Below are 2,240 nucleotides of genomic sequence, written 5' to 3'. Positions count from 1 at the left end.
AGATCAGCCCAGCGCAAGGCAGCTTGCTGGATGACTTGCTCAACACCGACCTTGAGGCTATCGAGGCAGAACTGAACGCGCTTCGTCCCGCCCCAACGTCGGACGAAACCCGCCAAAAGCCCAAGCGCGCGCCGCTGCCGCCGCAGTTCCCACGTACCGTCATTCGTCACGAGCCAGAGAACACCCAGTGTGTCTGCGGGTGTCAGCTTCAGCGCATCGGCGAAGACGTCAGCGAGAAGCTGGATTACACACCTGGCGTGTTTACCGTTGAGCAGCATGTACGTGGAAAGTGGGCCTGCCGCCAGTGCGAAACACTGATCCAAGCACCGGTGCCGGCCCAAGTGATCGACAAGGGCATCCCGACCGCAAGCCTACTGGCGCATGTGATGGTAGCCAAATTCGCTGATCATCTGCCGCTGTACCGGCAAGAAAAGATCTTTGGCCGTGCAGGCCTGGCGATCCCGCGTTCAACGCTGGCTCAGTGGGTGGGCCAAACTGGCGTACAGCTACAACCGCTGGTGGATGCACTGCGCGAAGCGGTGCTGGCTCAGCGAGTCGTGCATGCCGATGAAACGCCGGTGCAGATGCTGGCGCCCGGAGAGAAGAAAACGCATCGAGCTTATGTCTGGGCTTATTGCACGACGCCGTACTCGGCCCTCAAGGCGGTGGTCTACGACTTCAGCCTCAGCTGCGCCGGCGAACATGCGCGCAACTTCCTGGGCACCTGGAACGGCAAGCTGGTCTGTGATGACTTCGCGGGTTACAAGGCCAGCTTCGACCTGGGCATCACCGAAATCGGCTGCATGGCGCATGCCCGCCGTAAGTTCTTCGACCTGCATGTAGCGAACAAAAGCCAGTTGGCCGAACAAGCGCTGCACTCAATCGGCGGGCTGTACGAAGTCGAACGGCAGGCCAAAGACATGAGCGATGAAGAACGATGGCGATTACGCCAAGAAATAGCGGCGCCCATTGCACAGAAGTTACATGAGTGGATGCTGGCTCAGCGCGACCTCGTGCCCGAGGGCTCGGCCACGGCCAAGGCTCTGGATTACAGCTTGAAACGCTGGGTAGCGCTGACGCACTACCTGGATGATGGTGCCGTACCCATCGACAACAACCCGGTGGAGAACACGATCAGGCCATGGGCGCTTGGGCGCTCCAATTGGTTGTTCGCCGGGTCTCTGCGCAGTGGCAAACGAGCGGCAGCGATCATGAGTTTGATCCAGTCGGCACGCATGAACGGGCATGATCCGTACGGGTATCTCAAGGATGTACTGACGCGGCTGCCGACGCAGAAAGCTAGTGAGATCGAGCATCTACTGCCGCATCAGTGGATGCCTGGCTGATCTACGCAAGGCGTATTTCCCGTACGCTTACGTTCCTGGTACTGGACGCCTTTGAAGATAAGGGCGTTCGGGTAACGAAAGAAGAAGCAGCTTGGGTGCAAGACTTCCGGCGGAGCTACCTCCTACCTCGGCAGAACAGCCATGCTTGGTTCCAATTGACAGGCCTGCCATCTGTGCGGCGATGGCGAAGCTTTGTGAAGTAGACCTTCGTCCGGGGATATTTCCAATCGGTGCCGTTGCTCAGACGTCAGCGGCTAGAGTGAACGTGATCATTGTTAACACAGGTACCAGCGGACTTCAGAAATTTTAAACCTCTTTGATCGGGCCTCTTCGAAATACCTCGAGGAGCCATCCTTGATGCTATGAAGGAGCTCCAAGCTAAACATTTAGCTTAAAAACCTTGGGGCCTTTCCTTGGGGCCATGCTGCGGCGCGCTATAAGAAGCTACCAAATGCGAGCAGCAACAGAAGAACAATGATGATCTTTCGAGCCACTGCCTCCTCTACGCGTTGCGCAATCCTTGAGCCAAGCCATACCCCTAACACCAGCACTGGCAGGCTCATGAATCCGAGATGTAGCGACTCTCGACCAAACAGTTCGAGAGCCCAGAAAGCGGGCAGTGCAGCCACGTCCATTGCAAGAAAGGCTGCGATGATTGAAGCCCGCCCTGCCTCCAATGCCAGCGGAGAACCAAGGAAGAAAACGATGACTGGCGGGCCGCCAAGACCCAGCGAGCCATTGAGGACCCCTGCCCCCGCACCGGTTGCAGCGGTCTGCATGAACGACGGCATCTTCTGGAGCTTGAATCCTGTAATCAAGGTCAAGCAACAGGCGATTATGAGAACCGCGAGCACGACCTTTACGTACTCTCCAGGAATTTTCACCAGGAGATAC

General features: G+C 57.5%; 2 protein-coding genes. One reads left to right on the top strand and one right to left on the bottom strand.

The features are described 5' to 3' along the window. The coding region (locus HP546_RS29345; RefSeq protein ID WP_172233112.1) for an IS66 family transposase at positions 1–1,346 on the top strand (1,346 nt) is incomplete at its 5' end. 434 nt (positions 1,347–1,780) lie between these two features. On the opposite strand, the gene HP546_RS29335 is transcribed toward HP546_RS29345, so the two are convergent. Further along, positions 1,781–2,240: sulfite exporter TauE/SafE family protein (locus HP546_RS29335; protein WP_172233106.1), on the bottom strand; the 460-nt coding region annotated here is incomplete at its 5' end.

It is taken from the genome of Pseudomonas sp. CM25 (assembly GCF_013179705.1).
Lineage (GTDB): Bacteria > Pseudomonadota > Gammaproteobacteria > Pseudomonadales > Pseudomonadaceae > Aquipseudomonas.
Note: the sequence above shows the minus strand (reverse complement) of the source record. Positions and strands in the feature narration are given on the sequence as shown.